The sequence below is a fragment of the Streptomyces sp. NPDC086787 genome (assembly GCF_044745865.1).
Classification (GTDB): domain Bacteria; phylum Actinomycetota; class Actinomycetes; order Streptomycetales; family Streptomycetaceae; genus Streptomyces.
Genome location: NZ_JBIVBC010000014.1, coordinates 140075 through 158914, shown reverse-complemented (window position 1 = coordinate 158914; position 18840 = coordinate 140075). Strand labels below are relative to the sequence as shown.

The following is an 18840-nucleotide window of genomic DNA, read 5'->3' as shown; positions in this document are numbered from 1 at the left end:
GGATCAGTGGTCCACTTAACCGGACCGCTGATCCGGATAAGCGTATCTCGCGTGGTCCCAGGAGGAAACGATGCCCGTACACACGATGAAGGCGGTCCGCCTGCACGAGCACGGCGGCCCCGAGGTCCTGCGCTATGAAGACGCACCCGTCCCCGCACCGCGTCGGGGCGAGGTGCTTGTTCGCGTACATGCGGTCGGCGTCAATCCCCCGGACTGGTACCTGCGCGGCGGGATGACCACGATGCCGGGCAGGACCGAAACGACCCTGGACCTGCCGGTGATTCCAGGCACCGACATATCAGGCGTCGTCGCGGCCGTCGCGGCGGACGTGGACGGTTTCGCGGTGGGTGACGAAGTCTTCGGTCTGTTGCGTTTCCCCAGTTTTGAAGGCAGTGCGTACGCGCAGTACGTGGCCGCGCCGGCCTCGGACCTCGCACGCAAGCCAGGCGGCGTCGACCACGTGCACGCTGCCGGAACACCCATGGCCGGGCTCACGGCGTGGCAGTTCCTGATCGAGGCAGGGCACGACCACCCCTCCCCCTTCCAGCAGGCCCCGCACCGTCCGACGGCACTCGGCCCTGGCATGACCGTGCTCGTCAACGGCGCAGCGGGCGGCGTGGGCCATCTCGCCCTCCAGCTGGCCAAGTGGAGGGGCGCACAGGTCATCGCGGTGGCGTCGGGCACGCACGAGGCGTTCCTGCGCGAACTCGGTGCCGATCGCTTCATCGACTACACCGCAAGCCACGCCGAGGAACTGGTGAGTGACGTCGACCTCGTTCTGGACACGGTGGGCGGCCTCGACAGCAGCCGGTTCCTGCGCACCCTCAAGCATGGAGGCGCTCACTTCCCGGTGTTCCCTGGCAGCTTTGACCCGGAACAGACGGCACGGCTCGGGATCACGGTCTCCACGGCCCAGGTCCGGTCGAACGGCGCTCAGCTCGCCGAACTGGGGCGCCTGCTCGAAGCGGGCACGGTGCAGGTGGCGATCGACAGCACGTTTGCGCTCGCTGACGCCCGAGCGGCACACGAACGCGCTGCCCGCGGGCACATCCGGGGCAAGATCGTGCTCACGGTCGCCTGACTGCGACCCGCTTCACCGGCGTCGGCAGCCAGAGCGCAGCCCCGCGCCGGCGAGCGCGGCCTGGAGCTTTTCCCCCCCGATGAGCCGGGCCCGCTCGGGCGATCACCTCTCGGAGCGCCGCTTGCGCGGAGATCGTTCTGATCGATGGCGGCCACTTCCTCCTGGAGAGCCACCTCGACGCGGTTGCCGCCGCCGTCCTCCAATTCCGCCCGCGCGTACTCGACACCCCGGTCAGCGAATGACGGCATGCCATCAGGTCGAAGCCAAGCCGGATGCCGGGCTGCTCTGCTCCGGCGAGAGCGAGGCTGCTCGTGTCGCACGGGCGTACTCGGTGGGCGTCTGACCGTAGTGCTTCTTGAAGGCTCGGGTGAAGTGACTGCCGTCCGCGAACTGCCAGTGTGCGGCGAGTTCCGAGATGCTCAGGCGACCTGACGGTGCGGCAAGGGCGAGCCGGGCCTCGTGCAGCCGCCGGTGGCGTATGTAGGTGGTCACCTGCTCACCCACCGCGGCGAACGCCCGGTGCAGCGTACGGACGGAGACGCTGAGTTCACGCGCAAGCATCGCCGGAGAGAGTTCGGGATCCGCGAGCCGACGGTCCGCGAGGTCCTTGGCTGCCTGGGTGAGCGCGGGAGCCAGCCGGGGTTCCACGTCGTCGAACCGGCCCTTCGCCACCGCCTTGGCCAGCTCGATCAGGGTGCCGTGGGCGGCTGCCACACCGGCCGGGCCGAGGTCGGCCACGGTTGTGTGGATCATGTCCGTGAGGGCCGTCAGCAGGCGTATCTCGGCCGAGTCCGCCGACCCGGTGATGGCTCGACTCCCGACCAGGGGTTTGAGCTCGCCGGGCGGCAGGACGAGGAACTTCGCCGTGAGGTGCGCCGTCGTCTCGAAGGCCGTCAGGCGCCCGAGGTGCCGGACGAGGAACTGCCCGGCCGACACGGTCTGGTCGCCGTGACCGGGCGGGCCGCCCAGAGTCCATGCGCCGCGCCGCACCACGTACATGGCAACCAGATCCTGATCGCCGCCCGGGACATCTGCGGTCCGGGTTGCCGACGCGGCGTGAAGGTCGGCGATCGCCGCGCCGTGCACCTTGGTCACATTGCCCTTGACCCGGAAGTCACCGATCGTGTCCGGGCTGAAGGCCGGAAGTCGGAAGACGTCGTCGCCGATCTGCGTCTCCCATCCGCGCCGGAAGACGTCGAGTCCCCGCGGTGCGGCGCCCGGGGCGGTCGAGTCCACTGCGAACACCCCGCGCGCGCCGTCGACCTCCGCACCAGTACTGTGCATCCCTCTCTGATCCCCCCATTACTCATCGCTTCAACTGCTTCACGCCAATCCTATGGACGGCCCACATTGCAGCGATCGAGGGGCGGAGCTGATACTTCTGATTCGGCGAGATCGAGCTGATCGCCTGAGTACGCGTGGCAGGTACGGCACCCAGCCAGGCCCGCCTCACGGTCACGGAGGCCGGCCGTCGGCTGGTGTTCGTCGGGCCCGGGACCGCCGCTACGGCCTGGGATTCCCGCTCGCGCCGTGCACGGTCGCGGTCGAGATGGCGGCCGCGGTCAGAGCTTCCGCCGGAGGTGGCGGGATGTGACTGGCGGGCAGTTCGGGCCGATGGCGTCGGCCACGCCCAGGCAGGTGCTGCCTCGGAAGACACCGAGTTCGTAGTGCACGGCCCCGGTGTCGACGGAACGGACCGTGAGCCCGATCTCGTAGTCGCCCGGGTAGGTCACCTCACCGAGATAGTGGATCTGGTACGACCAGGGCGGCAGATCCGGCACCGAGCCCCCACCACTCGTCCCGATCGAGTCCAAGGTGTATGCGGCGACGGCCTCGTCGTACCAAGTGGCCAGTGCGATGAAGTTGACATGCTGGTTGGAGTCGACGTCACCGATCCGGGAACGCAGCGGGGCCCAGCACGAGTAGTGGGCACGGTGCAGGCGCTCCGGGCGCGGACGGGGTGCTGCCGACGTTCCTGCCTTCCCTGTCTCCGGCAGCTGCATCTCGGCGAGATCGACGACCAGCTCGTCCGGAAGCTGGAGCGGGCCCGAGCTGTCGGCCAGTACGACAGTTGCGTCGCCACTGCCCACATGTTTGCCGGCGACCATGACCTCCTGTTCGAAGGTGAAGGAAGAGCGCCCGACCCGGCGAACGCCAGTGTGCACCTGCACTCGGGTACCGGCCGGTCCAACTGGAGCGAGCCAGCTGACCCGTTGACCGACGAGCAGTATCTGGAACGGGCCGAACCCCCCTTCAGCGATGTGGCGTTCGAAGCGGTGCAGCCGCAGCCGAATCCGGGCGTCTTCCAGCCAGCGGGCCATGCCGACCGTGCTTGCCGAGCCGCCTCGGCCGAGATCGGCCTGCCGCACGCGGACGTCGACCTGGACGCCAACACTCTGTTTGTCAGATGAGTCCATGGATGACGACCTCATGTCAACGTCAACTCCGCGAGCAGGCCGGACAATGTCTGCCGCGATCGTGTCCCATCGGGAATCCGTCCATGCCGACGCCGGCTCCGGTCACCTGCAGCCGGTGCGGCTCGACGGTCAGCGGGCGATCGAGATCGCGAAGGGGGTGAACCCGGTGGACCGGATGACGTGCGGGACGAACAGTATCGCGGCCTCCGTGGCGCGGGCGGTCTGGATCCCACCGAGGTCGGTGATCCACTCCTTGTGCCAGCCGAGGTCGGTGAGCAGCTCACGGACGGTCTGCTTGGCCTGCGGGTCCTCGCCGGAGAGGAACGCGGTCGGCGTCTGGGTGAGCGTGGCAGGCGCGGTCATCACCGGGAAGAGCATGGTGTTGAGTGTCTTGACGACGCTCGTTTCGGGGAGTGCTTCCTGGAGTTGCTCGGCGAGGCTCGAACCGGGGTAGATGAGGTCGGCGGGCAGGCCGTCCGGTCCGTCGGTGGTGGCGTTCGAGACGTCGATGAGGATCTTGCCGTGCAGCTCCTCGCGCAGGGCGGCGAGACGTTCCAGGGAGCCGGCGCCCGGGGTGGCGTTGATGACGATCCGGGCTGTCCGAGCAGCGTCGGCGGCGGCACCCGGCGCGCGGTCCACTGCGGTCACCTCGTGCCCTGCCCGAGTGAGGGCTGTGGCCAGGTTGCCGCCGACGCGGCCGTTTCCGAGAACAGCGATCGTGGTCATGATGATCTGGTCCTTCCGTGTGTGCGGGTTGTGGTGCGTGGTCAGCGGGAGAGGGTGGCGACGGCCTCTGCGTGGATGCCGGGCGCGGCGGCCAGGAAGCTCTCGCTCTGCGGGGTCCAGGGGCGGCCCTCGGCGTCGGAGAGCTGTCCGCCGGCCTCGGTGACCAGCAGCGCTCCGGGAAGCAGGTCCGCGCGGGCGCCGGCGAACTGCCAGAAGGCGTCGATCCGCCCGGCGGCCACGTTCACCAGGTGCAGGGTCGCGGGCACGGCGGTGCGGACGACGAGCGCGTCGAAGAGCATCGCGGTGATCGAGGAGCCGACGCGTCGCACGACCTTCTCGTCCTCGTCCGGCCGGGCCTGGCTGGTGGCCACGAGGCTCAGGCCGAGGTCCGCGGTCCGGGAAACCTGCAACGGCCGGCCGTCGAGGTGTGCGCCCGCGCCGGTGAGCGCGGTGTAGGTCTCACCGGTCAACGGCAGGTGGACAGCGGTGAGCACCGGCTCGTTGTCGCGCACGAGAGTGGCTGTCACCGCCCACTCGGGCAGGGCGTGCAGATGGTTGACGTTTCCTTCGGCGGGATCCACGACCCACCATTCGCCGGGTGGCAGCGCCCCGCCGTCCAGCTCGTCCTCCACCCAACTGGCGTCAGGGCGCAGGCTCGTGAGACGGGGACGCAGGATGTCGAGGGCCGTGTTGTCGTTGACGGCGAGCGCCTGCATCAGCTCTTCGCGGGTCTGGTAGCGGACCACTTCGCCGAAGCGCCCGCGCAGCGCCGCACCGGCTGCTCGCACGGCGGTCGCGGTCTGGTCGAGCAGGTCGGCGTCGGAGGTGGCGACGTCAGTGGTCTGAAGCGTTTCGGACATGGTGGTGCTCCTGTCTGAGGGGGGTGATGAGGCCGGCCGGGGCCGAACTGCGCTTTCCTTCTTGCGCTTTCTTGCGCTTTCGACTCGAAGGTATAGAGCCCCATCATTAACTTCAAATGCATGTCAAGCACGGATAGGATTACTCAGACGCAACGCTGAGCAGTTCGGCGGCCCGTTCGGCGATGGCGTAGACGGTCGCGTTGGTGTTGGCCGAGGGGATGGACGGCATCACCGAGGCATCGGCGACCCGTAGTCCGGCCATCCCATGTACGCGAAGGTTCGCAGGGTCGACGACGGCATCGGCATCGGTTCCCATGCGGCAGGTGCCGGTGAAGTGGAAGTAGGGGCCGGTGGCCTTGCGGATGAACTCGTCCACGGATTCGCCGCTCGTCCCGGAGCCCGGCACCGCTTCCTGCTTGCGCCAGTCGGCGAACGCGTCGGCCTCCCCGATGCGGCGTGCCACGGCCAGGCCCTTGCGCATGACCTCCAGGTCACGGTCGTCGCTGAGGTAGCCGGGGTCGACGACGGGAACACCGGCGGGATTGGCGTCCGCCAGGCGCACGGTGCCGCTGCTGTACGGAGCCATCGCGGAGAAAGCGATGGAGTAGCCGTTGGCCGGCGGCCGGCCCCATGCCGACGGGAGCGGTGCGGCGACGACGTAGATCTGAAGGTCCGGCCGGGCCGCGGCGGGGTCGCTGTACAGCAGGCCCATCATTTCGGCCGGCGGGTTGGCGGGAAGGAACGGCACGGGCCGGATCGCCTCGTACACCACGCCCACCATCGGATGGTCCTGCAGATGGGAGCCCACTCCCGGCAGATCCGCGACGACATCGATGCCGTGCTCTTCAAGGTGTCGTGCCGGGCCGATCCCCGACAGCATCAGGAGGTGTGCGGAACCGATGGCCCCCGCGGTCAGTATCACCTCGGCGCTCTCGACGGAGAGGTGCTCGCCACCCGTGGTGCAGTCGACGCCGGTGCAGCGGCCCGCGGTGGTGCGCAGCCGCCGCACGGTCGCGTCGGTGACGACGTCCAGGTTCGGCCGGTCGAGGAACGGACGGATGTAGGCGTCGGCCGCGCTCTGGCGGGCGCCGCCGGGCAGATTCATGTCACTCCACCCGAACCCGGTCTCCAGCCCGCCGCCGATGTCATCGGCGCGTGCGAACCCAGCCTGCACCGCGGCGTCGACACCCGCCGCGGCCAGGGGATGGGGTTCCGGGACCGGGGCGACCACGACCGGCCCGTCCGTGCCCCGCACGGAGGCGTCACGCCCGCGGGTGCTCTCGCTGCGGCGGAAATAGGGCAGCAGATCGTCGAAACCCCAGCCCGGAGCACCGAGTCCGGGCCATTCGTCGTAACCGGAGCGGTGCCCCCGCAGGTGGTACAAGCCGTTGATGCTCGACGATCCGCCGAGCGCCTTACCGCGCAGCACGTCAGCAGCTCTGCCTGTACCGGCCTGCACGGTCGAGGCGCCCAGCCAGAGGGACGACGGGTCGAATCCCAGGAATCCCCATGGAGATGTCATGGCCTCGGTCGCGTCCCGGGCTCCCGCCTCGAGCAACAGCACCCGCACGCCGGGGCGTTCCGAAAGCCGGGAGGCAATCACGCACCCCGCTGTCCCCGCTCCCACCACGACATAGTCATACGGGCTCTTGCCCATCATGTCTCCGCTTCCCACGGCAGCACTGCCCGACCACCGGATCTCAGAAAAGCAGCTCCTCGACGACGAAAGAGCTGATTGCGTTCATGTACTAGTTCATGTACTAAAGAGGCCGAAAAGTCAGGACGGTTGTCTTCACGTCGGCCCTGTGCCTAGCTCGGCCGCGTCCGGGTTCGGCACGCAGAAGGCGCGGAACAGGCTGATCAGCGGCGAGCGGGCTCCATTGGAGCAGGGTTCACCTTGATCCGGCGGGCCTGGGCACGCCCGGTCCGACCATTGCCGATCACCCCGTTGGGGATGTCCATGTCGGCGCCGGTACCTGCGATGACGGCCACGCGGCTGAACTTCTCTTGGTTCACGTGCTTGTTGTCCTTGGTGTCTACCCGTCCAGGCACAGCCCGGGTTTTCCCTCTGCCGTCGAATCTTAGGAAGACCGACACGGCACGCACTTGAACCTTGGCGACGTTCGTTCGGAACCTCAGCGCCGTACGGCAACGTTGGAGCCTCGTCGAAGGGTGAGGCGAGCTTGTTTCCGCCGGCGGCCCTGCCGGTGCCACGACAGGTCGCTCCATAATGTGCCTTGCGGGTGTTGGGCTGGTAGGCGGCCATGCTCGCCACGTCGACCAGTAAGTGGACTGGGCGTCCACACCCTCGTAACGGCGGATACGATTAGCCCTTACAAGTCAGCCCCCGTAAGCGGCTCTCGGAAGAGATCTTCCTTCTCCAGCACAAGATCTGCCAGTTCGTCCCACACCGCGCTCGTCCTGGGCTTGGACCGCTTTCCTTCGCACTCACCTGCCCTTGCACCGGTGATACGCCAGCGAAGTTGATCGACGTCGCCCGCTCTCCGAGAGCCGCGGCAGACCGGGATAGCCGCCCGGTTTGAATGATCACCGGGCGGCTATCCGGCTTGTATGACGAACGAGGAAAGACGGACCGGGCGTGACGAGACCGAGGAAGAGCGCGCCGACCGGAGGTGGGGCGAACTCATCCAGGAGGTCCGCGTCGCCCAGACCGGGGTGCAGATCTTGTTCGGCTTCCTGCTCACTGTCGCCTTCACACCCAAGTACGCCGAGTTGGCTCACACCGAGCAGGTCATCTACATCGTCACCGTGGTCCTCGGCGCCGGTGCCACCGGCGCGTTGATAGGACCGGTGTCGCTGCATCGCCTGGTGTCCGGGCAGAGGGTAAAGCCCCACGCTGTACGCCTCGCGTCACGCCTTACCTTCATCGGCCTGCTCCTGCTGCTGGCCACCATGGCCTGCGCCCTGCTGCTCGTCCTCAGGGTCGCCACCCATGACGCCTTCGTGCCCTGGCTCGTCGGGGCGATCGTCGTCTGGTATCTGACGTGCTGGTACGTGCTGCCCCTGTGGGCACGCACCCGGCACACCGATCGCTGACCTCGGCGCCGCACCGCATCCGGCAGAGCGTATGGCTGGCTAGGCCTGTCGTTCGGAGCAGGCCGCAGCCGTGTGTGTGGGCCCCGCTCACCCCACAGACAAGCACCGTCAGCATCTTGCGACCTGATCCAAACGGCAGACGGCAGACCCTAGGCGACCTTGTGTCCGGCCAGTGGAGGCGTGTCCGCGCCCGACCCGTCCTGAACCCCGTGCAGCATCTCCTGGAACGCATCGATCGCTGTGACTTCCGGCTCCCAACCAAGTACCGAGCGGGCGCGGCTGACGTCCAGCAGCGGGACCCTGAGCAACGCGTCGAACAATTGCGGCGGCACGGCAGCCAGCCGCAATCCCCAGGCGGCGGACAGACCGGAGCGTGCCACGGCAGCGGGCATCTTGATCACCCTCGCGCCGAACAGCTCGGCCAACACATGCGCGTCGAGCGGTGGTTGTGCTGCCAGGTTGAACGCCCCGTGCGCGTCACCGGCCAGCGCGAGAAGGAAGGCACGTGCGGCGTCATCGGTGTGCAGGACCTGGAACCTGAGTCCCGGCAGATCCGGCACGAAGGGCAGCAGCCGGGGTCGCAGGACCGGTCCGGGCAGGTAGCGCCCGCCGAAGATGCGGCGTTGCTCGCTGGCCGCCTCCCGCTTGAACATGAAGGCGGGCCTCATCCGGATCACCCGCACACCCGGGTTGTCGTGCTCGAAGGCGTCGAGCAGGCGTTCCAGGTATGCCTTTTCCCGGCAGTAGGCCGACGTCGGCCAGCCGTGTGTGGGCCAGGACTCGTCCACCGCTGCGTCCTTGGGGCCGGGAGCGTAGGCGGCGACGGACGACGCGTAGGCGAGAGCGGGGACCTTCGCCTCGGCCACCGCCCGGAAGACGGACACGCTGCCCAGGACGTTGGCCCGCCACGTGACGACCGGATCCCGCGTCGGCTGAATGCGCCAGGCCAGATGCACGACGGCATCGGCGCCGCGGAACAACTCCACGAGACGCCCGCCGACGTCCTCGTGCGACACGTCGACGGACGCCCACTCCGTCCTCGGAGGCGACCAGGCCGGCGGCCTCCGGGCGAGCCCCAGCACGGAGGAGACCTCGTCGCCCTCGGTCAGCGCCCGGACCACACTGGTCCCGACGTTCCCGGTGGCGCCTGTCACCACGACCCGTTTGCCCGCTCCGGCACCCATGACCCGCTCCTCTCGACGCGTCCCTGCGGTTCGTCTCCGAGTACCCATCGGGCGACGCCAGCAGTGTGCTGGGAGGTGCCGCTGGAGCCGAACCGGCGATTCGGGCTGGAACGGCCCGGGTACCCGGGAGCGAAGCGAAGCGGCATACCGAAGCGCAGCCACGACCGGGCGCACGGGCGGCGGAGGGAGTGCGAGCCATGAAGGCAGTGACCTGGCAGGGCCGGCGGGACGTCCGGGTGGAGGATGTTCCTGATCCGCGGATCGAGGAACCTACAGACGCCGTCATCCGCATCACGTCGACCGGCCTGTGCGGCTCTGACCTGCACCTGTACGAGGTGCTCACGCCGTTCATGACACCGGGTGACATCCTCGGCCATGAGCCGATGGGCGTGGTCGAGGAGACCGGCGCCGACGTGACGAACCTCGAGAAGGGCGACCGCGTCGTGGTCCCCTTCCAGATTTCCTGCGGCAGTTGCTTCATGTGTTCGGCGGGACTGATGACCCAGTGTGAGACCACTCAGCTCACCGGCGAAGGAATGGGCGCCGCCCTGTTCGGATACACCCGCCTGTACGGCGCGGTGCCCGGCGCACAGGCAGAGTACCTGCGTGTTCCCCAGGCTCATTTCGGTCCGATCAAGGTGCCCGACGGGCCGCCCGACGACCGTTTCGTCTACCTCTCCGACGTCCTCCCCACCGCCTGGCAGGCTGTCGAGTACGCCGCAGTGCCCGCGGGCGGCACCCTGGCGGTGCTGGGGCTCGGTCCCATCGGAGACATGTGCTGCCGCATTGCCAGAGCCCGCGGTGTGGAGCGGGTCTTCGGCGTGGACCTGGTGCCCGAACGGCTCGCCCGGGCCGGGCGCAGGGGCACCCAGACGTACGACCTGCGGGCCTTTGACAATGAGAAAGCCCTGGTCCAGGCGATCCACGACGAGACCGCCGGCCGGGGCCCGGATGCGGTCATCGACGCCGTGGGCACCGAAGCACACGGCAGCGCCGCCGCGAAACTCGCTCAGGCCGCCACCGGCATGCTGCCCCGCGCACTCAGCGGTCCGCTGGCCGAACGCTTCGCCGTGGACCGCTTGGCGGCCCTGCACACGGCCATCCATCTGGTACGGCGTGGCGGCACGATCTCCTTGAGCGGCGTGTACGGCGGGATGGCCGACCCGATGCCGATGCTCACCCTGTTCGACAAGCAGATCCAGCTCCGCATGGGGCAGGCCAACGTCCGCCGATGGACCGACGCGATCATGCCGTACCTGACGGACGAGGACCCCCTCGACGTCGAGGACTTCGCCACGCACCGCCTTCCCCTGTCCGACGCCCCTCAGGCTTACGACATGTTCCAGCACAAGCAGGACGGTGCGGTCAAGATCCTCATGCGGCCCTGACCTCCGCTGTGGCAGGTCAGTGCAGGACGCTGACGGCGCGGGCGATCACGAGCACCGAGGTGATCAGCGCGGAGACGCTCTGGATGCTCATCAGGGCCTTGGCGCGGGTGGACAGCGGCATGGTGTCGGTCGGGCTGAAGGCTGTGGAGTTGGTGACGGACACATACAGGTAGTCCATCAGCGTGGGGACCCAGTCGGAGTTGCCGCTGGCGCCGTCGGCGACTTCCTGCACGGCGTCGTCGTTCTCGTCCTGGGAGAAACGGAAGTCCGCGAGCGGCAGTTGGGCGCGGGGTGCCTGGGTGCGGGTCACGGGGCCGCCCCGGTCCAGCTCCCAGTACGCCAGCCCGAACACGATGATGTTCGTCAGCCACACCTGCAACGCGGCCACCAGCAGCGATCGGCCGTCCTTCACCCCGGCGTACACCAACTCATGGACCAGAATCGCGAGAGCCACGAGATTGCTGGTAGCGATCACTGCCACGAGGGTCAGCGACAGGAAGCGAAAGGTCCTGGTCTGCCGCGTGAGGCGCTTCGGGTTGATCGCGATGAGCGGTACCAGCAGAAGGCATTCCAGGGCGGGCAGCACATACCGGGGAGCGATCAGCAGTCGCTGGGGCAGAACAAGATACAGCGTGATCGCCGCGAGTGTCGCGACCACAGCCGGCAGCCGCGCCTCACCCCGCCGCTCATGACGAGGATGCCTGGTCCGGGCTTCCTCCCGCGGAAGCGCCATGTCCCCACCTCCACACGTCTCGATCGAACGGCCCGCCATCCACGCCAGCTTCCCACCAGAGCCGGTACGACACCCCGAAGAACCGCCGCTCGCATGTCAAGGCACGCCCACGCGAGGGTTCTCCTTCCGCGCAAGCAGCCCCATGGTCACGGGAACGCCTGCTTCTGTCGTCATCAGCGCCTGCACGGCAGACTCCCGGACGCCGCTTGCCTCAAACGATCGCCACCGCGATACGGCCCGCCGCTCGCTCATGTCCGGCCTGGTTCCGCCCCCGTCTCCGTGCCTGAGTCGCTCTCCACTCCTGCCCGGTGCTTCAGTCGCCGCCCTTGTCTCCGTGGCTGCGTACGACCTCCTTCACCTTGGCTACCGCGAAACCCCAGCCCTGCTCGACGGTCGGTTTGGCCGGGACGGCGATCTCCTCGGGATTGGTGAGGACGTCGAGCAGGACCGGGCCCGGGGTGCGGAAGGCCCGGCGCACGGCGCTCTCCACCTCCGCGGGGTCGCTCACGCGAATCCCGGTGATGCCCATGGCTTCGGCCACGGCGGCGAAGTCCGGGTTGTCGAGCTCGGTGCCGAACTCGGGGAGGCCCGCCTGCTCCTGTTCGAGTTTCACCATGCCCAGGCGGCGGTTGTCGAAGACGACGAGTTTGACGGGAAGGCGGTACGTCTTGAGGGTCATGAGGTCGCCAAGGAGCATGCTGATTCCGCCGTCGCCGCAGAAGGCCACGACCTGACGCTCACGGTCCAGGATCTGGGCGCCCAGGGCCTGAGGCATGGCATTGGCCATCGAGCCGAGGTTGTACGACCCGATCAGGCGGCGCTCGCCGCGCATCTCGACGAAACGCGAGAGCCACACCGTCGCCATGCCCGTGTCGGAGGTGAAGACGGCGTCGTCGGCGGCGATCCGGTCGACAGCGGCGGCCAGCGCCTCCGGGCGGATGTCGTGGGCGCGGTTGTCCAGTACGGAGCGGATACGGCCCCTGATCCCCTTGTCGTGCGACGGGTCGGCGAGCCGGGCCTGGCCGGTGCGCCAGTCGTCGAACCGTTCGCGCGCCTTCTCCAGATGCGAGCGGTCGCGGGCGCCTTTCGCCCCTTCGGTCGTGGCGGCGAGATGGTGCAGCAGGTCGCGTACGGTGGCGCCGGTGTCGCCCACGAGCCCGATGTCGACCGGTACCCGGCGACCGATGTGGGTGGCCTCGGTGTCCACCTGGATCACGGTTCGGCCCTCGGGATACCACTCCCGGTAGGGGAAGTCGGTGCCGAGCAGCAGGAGCGTGTCCGCGTCGTCGAGGGCCGACGCGGCGGCCGGATTGCCGATCAGCCCCGTCTGGCCGACCTGGAAGGGGTTGGTGTCTCCCTCGAAGCCCGCCTTGGCCTTGAGCGTGAGCACCATCGGCGCGGCCAGACGGTCGGCGAGGGCGAGGACGTCCTCGCGGGCGGCGCGTGCTCCTTGGCCGACGAGGAGGGTGACCCGCTCGGCGCGTTGGAGGAGTTCCGCGGCGGAGCGGACGGCCGTCTCGTCCGGCCGGCTCACCGGGGCGCGCAGGGAGAACCGTGCCGGGCGGTCGTCGGGCAGTTCCCTTTCGCCCAGGTCGCCCGGCACGGTGAGCACGGCCACGCCCTTGCGGCCCAGTGCCGTGCGCACCGCCGTCTCCAGCATCTGCGGCAGTTGGTCCGGGGAGGTGATGGTCGCGCGGAAGACGGCCACGTCGGCGAAGAGGGCGTCGTTGTCGACCTCCTGGAAGTAGTCGCTGCCGAATTCGGCAAGCGGCACCTGGCCGGCGATCGCGAGGACGGGGGTGTGGCTCTTGGCCGCGTCGTACAGGCCGTTGAGGAGGTGGACGGAGCCGGGTCCCACGGTTCCCATGCACACGCCGAGGGTCCCGCTGAGCTGCGACTGGGCGCTCGCGGCGAACGCCGCCGCCTCCTCGTGCCGGCAACCCACCCACTCCAGGTCCTCGGTGGTGCGGATGGCGTCCGTCAGGGGGTTGAGCGCGTCTCCCACGACGCCGAACACCTGGCGGACACCAAGGTCGCTCAGCGCGTCCACGATGAGGCGGGCAACGGTACGGGCCACGGAGATCTCCAGTTCACACGGTGAAACGGTCGGGGTCGGCGGTCTTCCAGTCAGCCGCCCAGGACGCGGGCGGCTCCACCAGCAACTGCCCTGGCTCCAGCCACTCGTACAGCTCGGCGTAGGAGCGCTCGGTGAAGGGGTCGATGCGCCGGCGAAGCATGCGCGGGCGCAGTTGTGCGGGGTCGGTGACGCCCATGGAGGCCATGAGCTGAAGCGCTCCGGCCACCGTCGCATCCTGGAAGCGCTGGACGCGGAGCGTCTTGTCGTCGACGTCGAGGGCCCGCGCCCGGTGCGGGTCCTGGGTCGTCACACCGGTGGGACAGGTGTTCGTGTGACACTTCTGGGCCTGGATGCAGCCGACTGCGAACATCATGGCCCGGGCGGCGTTGCCGTAGTCGGCGCCCTGCACCATGCGCTTGACCAGGTCGGCGCCGGTGGCGATCTTGCCGCTGGCCCCGATCTTGACCCGGTCGCGCAGTCCCGCGCCGACGAGGGCGTTGTGCACGGTGAGCAGACCCTCGGTGAGCGGGGTGCCCATGTGGTCCGCGAACTCGAGCGGCGCCGCGCCGGTCCCGCCCTCGGCCCCGTCCACCACGATGAAGTCGGGTGCCGTGCCCTCCTCCAGCATGGCCTTGCACACCGCCAGGAACTGCGCACGCGAGCCCACGCAGAGCTTGAACCCGGCGGGCTTGCCTCCGGACAGCTCCCGCATCCGGGCTATGAAGCGCACGAGTTCACGCGGAGTGGAGAACACCTGGTGATATGGCGGAGAGATGACCGTCCGCCCTGGCGGCACGTCCCGGACCCGGGCTATCTCGGCGTTCACCTTCGCGCCGGGGAGAACGCCGCCGATTCCGGGCTTGGCACCCTGCGAGAGTTTGAGGGAGACGCACTTGACGTGATCGTGAGCGGATTTGTCGGCGAACTCCGCCGCGTCGAAGCCGCCTTCGTCGGTGCGGCAGCCGAAGTACCCGGTGCCGATCTCCCATATGAGGTCACCGCCTGGCCGGAGGTGGTACTCGGACAGACCGCCTTCACCTGTGTCCTGGGCGAAACCCCCTGCCGCCGCTCCCCCGTTGAGCGCGAGCACTGCGTTGGACGACAGCGAGCCGAAGCTCATCGCCGAGACGTTCAGCAACGCCATGTCGTACGGACGGGCGCAGTCCGGGCCGCCGATCCGCACCCGCGGCGGTGTCCGGGGCACCGGGCACGGCGCCATCGACGGGACCAGGAACTCGTGGCCCGTGCGGTACACGTCTCGTTCGGTGCCGAACGGCTCCTCCGCGTCGGTGCCCTTCGCCCGCTCGTAGACGATGCTGCGCACATCCCGGTCGAAGGGGCGCCCGTCGTAGTTCCGCTCGATGAAGTACTGCTGAAGTTCCGGGCGTATCCGCTCCAGAAGGAAGCGGGCATGGCCCAGGAAGGGATAGTTGCGCAGTACCGAATGCCGACGCTGGAGCAGATCCCGGGCCGCCGTCGCGCCGACGAGCGCGAGCGGAACAGCAGCGAACCACCAGAAGGGCGAGACCGCGACCGCTGCCACGACGGCCCCGAGGGCGATCACCAGAGTGAGAAGGACGATTCCAACACGAGTCACATCTCGCGCATTGCCTGGTTACTGCGAACCATGCCAGGTAGCGGGCTCGGTCACGTGGTGGCGGAGGCCGCGGCGCAGGCGGCCGAGCAGTCCGCGCTTGCCGGCGAGTGGCCTGGAGGCGGGTGCGTCGCACCGGGGCGCGGATGCCTCTGTGTGGGGCGGGGATGCTCCGTTTCGGGCGGCGAACGTGTCGGCTCGGGGGGGCTGCGGTGTGTGCCGGGCAGCCCGCGGGACGGGCCGGGGTGCCGGGCGGTATGCGCAGGCTTCCGTGACCCGCCGGGCCAGGTCGCTCCTGAGCAGGCAGATCTCGTCCGGGTCACCCGCTGTCATGACCTTCTCGGCGATGCGCGCCGAAGACGATCCCGGCGCTCCGTGGACCGGCGGGGCCTGGCGGAAGCGGTTCAGATGAGAGCGCTCGTAGGGGTCCTTGACGACTTCCCCGATGTGGAGCGGGTCCAGGAAGGCGGCGACCGCCCCTGCGCGCTCCCAGGGGTCGTCCGTCTGTCGCAGCAGGAAGCCGAGCTGTCGTCCGCGCCAGTTGCGGGCCCGCAGGTCCAGGCCCGTTCCGAGCTGGGAGCGCAGCGGTTCGGGCATGCGGCCGGCCAGCAACCGCACGTTCTTCGCGTCGGCCGCGAACTGCCTGACCTCCTGGGCCAGGTAGAGCCAGACGACGACCTGGTAGCGATTCGGATAGAAGGCGACCGGCACCACAAGTCCCAGGCGGGCAAGGCGGGTGAACCTGCCCGCCGCCACGTCCATGGTCTCCGCGCCCTCCGTGGTACCCACGACCCTGACGCTGTCGCGGATCGCTTCGGGGAAGCCCTCTTGCGCGCTCAGGCGGGCGATCTCGGCCCGCTCGACCCGACGACCCCCGCCCCCTCCCTCGTCGGGGACGGCCCGGATGTGGCCGAGGTGTACGGCCAGGTCGAATTCCCGCCGGTTGAGGCCGAGTTCTCGGGCGGCGCGGCTCGGCGCGCATGCGAGCTGACGGTGTTGGGTGATGGTGGTACCAGGCATGGTCGTACTCCCCCGTGGAGTTGCCGGCTCACGCCGAGTGCGTTCGCCTGTACACACGGTAGCCGTTCTCGCGAATCGCGTGACGAGCCTGTGGACAACTCCAAAATGAGCGAAGAATGCGCAGGTCAGAGGTCTGCCGCGGAAGTTCGCTCGGGGTGCCGGGCGTCGACGCCGAGGTGTTCGCCGACGCGGTTTACGAGCAGGGTCATCTCGTAGGCGATCTGGCCGATGTCGGCCTCGGCGCCGCTGAGCACGCACAGACTGCTGCCAGTGCCGGCGGCGGTGACGAACAGGACGGCGTCGTCGTACTCGATCATCGTCTGACGTACCCTGCCCGCGCCGAAGTGCCGTCCTGATCCCTTGGCCAGGCTGTGCAGTCCGGAGGCGACAGCGGCGAGGTGCTCCGCGTCCTCACGGCGCAGGCCCGTGCTCGCTCCCGTCACCAGCCCGTCGTTCGAGAGCACCAGCGCGTGATGTACGTGCTCCACGCGCTGCGTCAGGTCGTCGAGCAGCCAGCCGAGTCCCTGGTTCTGCGTCATACTCCGTCTCCCGGTGGGATGTCTCCCCCTGGCCGGAGGATCTCTCCGCCAGCCTTCACCACCACCGCCGTCCGGGCAAGGAGGATGGGACGTATGGCACAGAAGATGACCGACGAGGAATGGCGGGCGTTCGTCTCGGACGGCACCCGCACCGGAAAGCTGTCGACCGTGCGATCCGACGGGAGCCCGCACGTGGCACCGGTCTGGTTTCTGCTGGACGGGGACGACGTGGTCTTCAACACCGGCAAGGAGACGGTGAAGGGACGGAATCTGGCGCGGGACGGGCGGGTTGCCCTGTGCGTGGACGACGAGCGGGCGCCCTACGGTTTCGTCGTCCTGAATGGTCGCGCACGGCTGTCGGAGGACCTGGACGAGGTCCGGCGCTGGGCGACCCGGATCGCGGCGCGCTATGTGGGCGAGGAGCGCGCCGAGGAGTTCGGCGCCCGCAACGGCGTTCCCGGCGAACTCCTCGTCCGTGTCACCGTCGACCGGGCGATGGCTCTGAAGGACATGACGGGCTGAGGCACGGGCGGCTCACCGGATCGAGAGGCCGGGCGGTGCGCGTCCGCCCGGCCTGCCCGGTGAGGACCGCGGGGCATGGGCACACTGTCGGCCCCGTAGGGAATCATGCCGACCATGAGTGACGACCACACGCACGTTCAGGAGTTCTTCGGCGCCCGCGCGGCCGACTGGGACAGCCGCTTTCCCGACGACGGGCCGGCCTACGCTGCCGCCGTGGCCGAACTCGGACTGCGCGCGGGTGACCGGGTTCTTGACGCGGGCTCCGGCACCGGGCGGGCGCTGCCACCGCTGCGGGCGGCGGTGGGGTCCTCCGGTGTGGTGGTGGGGGTGGATCTGACCCCGGAGATGCTCCGGGCGGCCGTACGCGCGGGGCGGGACCGCGACGGCCGGCTGCTGCTCGCGGACGTGGCGGCGCTGCCACTCCGGTCGTCGTCCCTCGACGCGGTGTTCGCCGCGGGCCTCGTCGCGCATCTGCCCCGCCCGGCCGAGAATCTGCGGGAGTTGGCGCGCGTGGTGCGACCCGGCGGGACGCTGGCCCTGTTCCATCCGATCGGACGGGCCGCCCTGGCCGCGCGCCAGGGACGGCAGATCACCCCGGACGACCTGCGCGCGGAGGCCAGTCTCGGCCCCCTGCTGGCCGCTTCCGAATGGCGGATGACGTCCTATGTCGACGAGGACACCAGGTTCCTCGCCCTGGCGGTCCGGGAGGGCTGATCACGGGTACGCGTCGGAGCGCGCGCTCACTTCCGTCCCGCGACCGCCGCCACGAAGGCGTCCGGGTTGTCGAACATGACGTTGTGTCCGGCACCGGGCACGGTGACCACCCGCACACCGGCGGCTTCCAAGCCCTCGGCGCCTGGGAGTTGTCCGCTCAGCTCGCCCTGGAGGTACAGACGGTCGATCGTCAGCCTTTCCAGAATCGTGCGCATGACGGGGTCCGAACCGCGACGGAGCCCCACAGCGGTGCGGTGCAGCGCGCGCGGGTCGGCCAGCCGCATGGTCGCCGCCCACAGGGGGCCGACCTTTTCCAATGTGGCCGCGTACCCGTGGTCCACGAACTCGTCCTCGTCGTGTGCGGCGATCCCGCTGCTTCCCGCGGTCGGCGGCGGAAAGGCGTCGAGGTTGGCTTCCGTGAGGACCAGCCGCGAGACGAGTTCGGGGCGCCGGTGAGCGACGACGACGGCGACCGCTCCGCCCATGCTGTGCGCGACTAGTTCGGCGCCGGCCAGTCCCGCCGTGTCCAGCACCGCCGCCAGGGCGTCGGCGTGGTCCTCCAGCGTGTAACCGAATTCCCGGGGCCGGTCGCTGATGCCGTGTCCGGGCAGATCGACGAAGAGACTGCGCCGGCCTGCGAGTTCGGGACGGGCGGCGATATGGGCGTGATACACGGCCGAGACCGATCCCAGGCCGTGCACGTATACCCGTGCCGGATCGGCGCCGGGCGTCTCCGTCCAGCGGATACAGCTGCCTTTGCCGTCGAACTCGGCCTGCTTCACGACGTCCCCCATGTGATCTCGATACCTCGGCCGGCGCGTCCGGGAGTGTCACCGGGGCGGTGGCTTCACCGTTCCGTCCCTCTTCTGCCGCCGGAGCTCTGACCTTACGTTGAATGCAAACATATGAACGACGGTTCGTAGTCGGC

19 protein-coding genes are annotated in these 18840 nt (G+C 69.1%); 6 read left to right on the top strand and 13 right to left on the bottom strand.

The window, feature by feature from the left end:
* The first annotated feature begins 70 nt into the window (after nt 1-70).
* The gene (locus ACIPK3_RS27475; protein WP_402573867.1) at nt 71-1081 is read left to right on the top strand and encodes an NADP-dependent oxidoreductase; all 1011 of its coding nucleotides are present in this window, start codon (nt 71-73) and stop codon (nt 1079-1081) included.
* 252 nt (nt 1082-1333) lie between these two features.
* On the opposite strand, the gene ACIPK3_RS27470 is transcribed toward ACIPK3_RS27475, so the two are convergent.
* A complete protein-coding gene (locus tag ACIPK3_RS27470; RefSeq protein ID WP_402573865.1) occupies nt 1334-2365 on the bottom strand; it encodes a helix-turn-helix domain-containing protein in 1032 nt (343 codons plus the stop codon).
* A 278-nt stretch (nt 2366-2643) separates the two neighbouring features.
* Nucleotides 2644-3189, bottom strand: coding sequence for a hypothetical protein (locus tag ACIPK3_RS27465; protein WP_402573863.1), 546 nt, complete (start codon nt 3187-3189; stop codon nt 2644-2646).
* Between ACIPK3_RS27465 and ACIPK3_RS27460 the strand changes: the two genes are divergently transcribed.
* On the top strand, nt 3172-3492 hold the full coding sequence (locus ACIPK3_RS27460; protein WP_402573862.1) for a hypothetical protein: 321 nt from the start codon (nt 3172-3174) through the stop codon (nt 3490-3492). The genes ACIPK3_RS27465 and ACIPK3_RS27460 overlap by 18 nt on opposite strands.
* A 135-nt stretch (nt 3493-3627) precedes the next feature.
* Here the strand turns inward: ACIPK3_RS27460 and ACIPK3_RS27455 are convergent, their stop codons facing one another.
* From ACIPK3_RS27455 to ACIPK3_RS27440, 4 genes are all read right to left on the bottom strand, one after another.
* Nucleotides 3628-4224, bottom strand: coding sequence for an NADPH-dependent F420 reductase (locus ACIPK3_RS27455; RefSeq protein ID WP_402573861.1), 597 nt, complete (start codon nt 4222-4224; stop codon nt 3628-3630).
* Nucleotides 4225-4265: 41 nt separating this feature from the next.
* Nucleotides 4266-5084: an inositol monophosphatase family protein gene (locus ACIPK3_RS27450; RefSeq protein ID WP_402573859.1), complete on the bottom strand. Its 819-nt coding sequence runs from the start codon at nt 5082-5084 to the stop codon at nt 4266-4268.
* A gap of 139 nt (nt 5085-5223) precedes the next feature.
* Complete coding sequence (locus ACIPK3_RS27445) at nt 5224-6741, bottom strand: GMC family oxidoreductase (RefSeq protein ID WP_402573894.1); 1518 nt, start codon at nt 6739-6741, stop codon at nt 5224-5226.
* Between the two features lie 203 nt (nt 6742-6944).
* The gene (locus ACIPK3_RS27440) at nt 6945-7136 is read right to left on the bottom strand and encodes a hypothetical protein (RefSeq protein ID WP_402573857.1); all 192 of its coding nucleotides are present in this window, start codon (nt 7134-7136) and stop codon (nt 6945-6947) included.
* Nucleotides 7137-7655: 519 nt separating this feature from the next.
* On the opposite strand from ACIPK3_RS27440, the gene ACIPK3_RS27435 reads away from it, so the two are divergent.
* Nucleotides 7656-8141, top strand: a complete 486-nt coding sequence (locus ACIPK3_RS27435; protein WP_402573855.1) for a DUF6328 family protein — start codon at nt 7656-7658, stop codon at nt 8139-8141.
* A 149-nt stretch (nt 8142-8290) separates the two neighbouring features.
* Here the strand turns inward: ACIPK3_RS27435 and ACIPK3_RS27430 are convergent, their stop codons facing one another.
* Nucleotides 8291-9325, bottom strand: a complete 1035-nt coding sequence (locus tag ACIPK3_RS27430) for an NAD-dependent epimerase/dehydratase family protein (protein ID WP_402573853.1) — start codon at nt 9323-9325, stop codon at nt 8291-8293.
* Nucleotides 9326-9522: 197 nt separating this feature from the next.
* On the opposite strand from ACIPK3_RS27430, the gene ACIPK3_RS27425 reads away from it, so the two are divergent.
* Complete coding sequence (locus tag ACIPK3_RS27425; protein ID WP_402573851.1) at nt 9523-10713, top strand: zinc-dependent alcohol dehydrogenase; 1191 nt, start codon at nt 9523-9525, stop codon at nt 10711-10713.
* A gap of 16 nt (nt 10714-10729) precedes the next feature.
* On the opposite strand, the gene ACIPK3_RS27420 is transcribed toward ACIPK3_RS27425, so the two are convergent.
* The 5 genes from ACIPK3_RS27420 to ACIPK3_RS27400 all read right to left on the bottom strand — a co-directional run bounded on the left by ACIPK3_RS27420 (nt 10730) and on the right by ACIPK3_RS27400 (nt 16676).
* Nucleotides 10730-11446 carry a hypothetical protein gene (locus tag ACIPK3_RS27420; RefSeq protein WP_402573850.1) on the bottom strand — a complete coding sequence of 239 codons (717 nt, stop codon included), beginning with the start codon at nt 11444-11446 and terminating at the stop codon, nt 10730-10732.
* A 313-nt stretch (nt 11447-11759) separates the two neighbouring features.
* Nucleotides 11760-13523 (bottom strand): thiamine pyrophosphate-dependent enzyme, encoded by a 1764-nt coding sequence (locus ACIPK3_RS27415; protein WP_402573848.1) that lies wholly within the window; start codon nt 13521-13523, stop codon nt 11760-11762.
* Between the two features lie 13 nt (nt 13524-13536).
* On the bottom strand, nt 13537-15120 hold the full coding sequence (locus ACIPK3_RS27410) for an FMN-binding glutamate synthase family protein (RefSeq protein ID WP_402573846.1): 1584 nt from the start codon (nt 15118-15120) through the stop codon (nt 13537-13539).
* An 18-nt stretch (nt 15121-15138) separates the two neighbouring features.
* A complete protein-coding gene (locus tag ACIPK3_RS27405; RefSeq protein WP_402573844.1) occupies nt 15139-16137 on the bottom strand; it encodes a DUF6397 family protein in 999 nt (332 codons plus the stop codon).
* Nucleotides 16138-16262: 125 nt separating this feature from the next.
* Nucleotides 16263-16676 carry a roadblock/LC7 domain-containing protein gene (locus tag ACIPK3_RS27400; protein WP_402573842.1) on the bottom strand — a complete coding sequence of 138 codons (414 nt, stop codon included), beginning with the start codon at nt 16674-16676 and terminating at the stop codon, nt 16263-16265.
* Nucleotides 16677-16769: 93 nt separating this feature from the next.
* Between ACIPK3_RS27400 and ACIPK3_RS27395 the strand changes: the two genes are divergently transcribed.
* Both ACIPK3_RS27395 and ACIPK3_RS27390 read left to right on the top strand, forming a co-directional pair.
* Complete coding sequence (locus ACIPK3_RS27395) at nt 16770-17198, top strand: PPOX class F420-dependent oxidoreductase (RefSeq protein ID WP_402573840.1); 429 nt, start codon at nt 16770-16772, stop codon at nt 17196-17198.
* Nucleotides 17199-17312: 114 nt separating this feature from the next.
* Nucleotides 17313-17912: a class I SAM-dependent methyltransferase gene (locus ACIPK3_RS27390; protein WP_402573838.1), complete on the top strand. Its 600-nt coding sequence runs from the start codon at nt 17313-17315 to the stop codon at nt 17910-17912.
* Between the two features lie 26 nt (nt 17913-17938).
* On the opposite strand, the gene ACIPK3_RS27385 is transcribed toward ACIPK3_RS27390, so the two are convergent.
* Entirely contained in the window at nt 17939-18694 is a 756-nt protein-coding gene (locus ACIPK3_RS27385) for an alpha/beta fold hydrolase (RefSeq protein WP_402573892.1), read from the bottom strand.
* Nucleotides 18695-18840 lie beyond the last annotated feature (146 nt).